The sequence below is a fragment of the Bradyrhizobium campsiandrae genome, assembly GCF_014529705.1.
GTDB classification, from domain to species: Bacteria; Pseudomonadota; Alphaproteobacteria; order Rhizobiales; family Xanthobacteraceae; genus Bradyrhizobium; species Bradyrhizobium campsiandrae.
Genome location: NZ_JAANIH010000149.1, coordinates 1 through 1,558, shown reverse-complemented (window position 1 = coordinate 1,558; position 1,558 = coordinate 1). Strand labels below are relative to the sequence as shown.

Genomic DNA, 1,558 nt, shown 5'->3' with positions numbered 1-1,558 from the left:
GCCCCCGCCAGCGCCAGCGCCAGCCCCCCAACCCGCGCCGACGCCATATGGAGGTGCGCCGACACAAGATGCTCCACGGTATCCAGCGCCGACGAACCGGCGGGGTATGGTCGAGAGGGTTCTCGGTGTAATTACCGGCCTGCTCGGCTCGACGTTCGGTCTGATGATCAGCGCCTTCATGCTCTTTTCGTTGCCGCTAAACGTCATCGCATTAATGCATCTACAGGGATGGTCCTGGTTTGGTGCCCTTGTCGGGGCAATCCTATTTGCTTGCATCCCCTTCATCGGCCAGCTCGGCTTTCTCGTCCTCGCGGTGTTTGGCGCTTACTATGTGTGGGACGCCAATTTTGACTGGCAGAAGGCGGCGTATCCGCCAACTAAGACGTTCAGCATCTCGACGCTTTCAGAGACGGAACTGGAGCGTTTCAAAAACGAGGTGGTCGGACCCGGCTTCGAAAGGGCCTGCAAAGCGGAAGCGCTCAAGGCTACCGGCTTCGACGGAAAATTGCCCGCACGCGCTGCAAGTCAATGCGAGTGCTTCGCGACGAATTTTGCGGCCAAGCTCACGCGCGCCGACATGATAGCCTTCGAAAAGGACGGCCGGTATCCCGACGATCTGCAGCAGCGGGTAGGCACCGAGGTTCGTCGCGCCTGCCAGAACTGACCAGAAGTTTGCTGATCTCAGCTAAGCCGATGCACCTGGCGTGGTGCCCCTGCTCCGCCTTTACCAAACCTCATCCGGCGTCCAGAAGAAGCTCTCGATGTGCCGATCGAAAGCCTGCCGGATATGTCGGATGTGGGTTGGACGGTAGCAAGCCTGCGTTCTTGCGTGGAGGCGCAGAAATCCGAGGTAGATGGGGACCAGATTGCGTTCCAGCCGGTAGAAGGCGGAAATCGCGTCCCCCTCGTTCGGGCCATCGCCGTGAACCACAGCATTTCGTACAGAGTATGCGTAGAGAACATCCTCAACGATTTGCACGGCCCGGCCGCAGTCTGTCCACCCCCCGGCAAACGCACACCGCCACGCAAGGCCTTCAGACTTGTCTTCGCGGTGCAACACTGCGAGGGCTTCGAGCGCGGCCACAAGACGGACCAGGCGGATACGATCGTGAGGCTCGCTGAAAGCCTCTGCGATCAGCGTGTTTGCGTACCGAAGGCGTTCAAGGACAGGCGACGACGGATCGTCTCCGGACACCATCCACATCGCAAGACTCGCAAGCAATGGGGCATCGGGGCCAAAGTCATCCTCGAAATGGTCGCCCCAGCTATCGTCGAGGTGGCTAGCCCATGGCCCGCTTGAAAGCGTGAACCCCGGAGCACCTTCTTCACTGAAAAAGACCTTTACCTGGGATGTCTCCCAGATGAAGCCGTTTCCGATGCGAACGTCGTCCATATGGTGATAGCCAAATTTGAGCCGAACCAAGTTGAGGATGTCATTCGGCCTGCAATATTGACCCCCTAAGCCGGGGGATCGGCGTCCAAAATTGACCCCCTACAGATAGGTCTGTTGCGCTGTCTGCTTCGGAACGAAGCAGGTGGTTGGGGATGCTGATCGTGG

2 protein-coding genes are annotated in these 1,558 nt (G+C 59.1%); one reads left to right on the top strand and one right to left on the bottom strand.

The window, feature by feature from the left end; all coding sequences use genetic code 11:
• Positions 1 to 106 precede the first annotated feature (106 nt).
• On the top strand, positions 107 to 664 hold the full coding sequence (locus G8O24_RS42395) for a hypothetical protein (RefSeq protein ID WP_188108397.1): 558 nt from the start codon (positions 107 to 109) through the stop codon (positions 662 to 664).
• A gap of 60 nt (positions 665 to 724) precedes the next feature.
• On the opposite strand, the gene G8O24_RS42390 is transcribed toward G8O24_RS42395, so the two are convergent.
• Positions 725 to 1,393: a hypothetical protein gene (locus G8O24_RS42390; protein WP_188108396.1), complete on the bottom strand. Its 669-nt coding sequence runs from the start codon at positions 1,391 to 1,393 to the stop codon at positions 725 to 727.
• Positions 1,394 to 1,558: the final 165 nt, after the last annotated feature.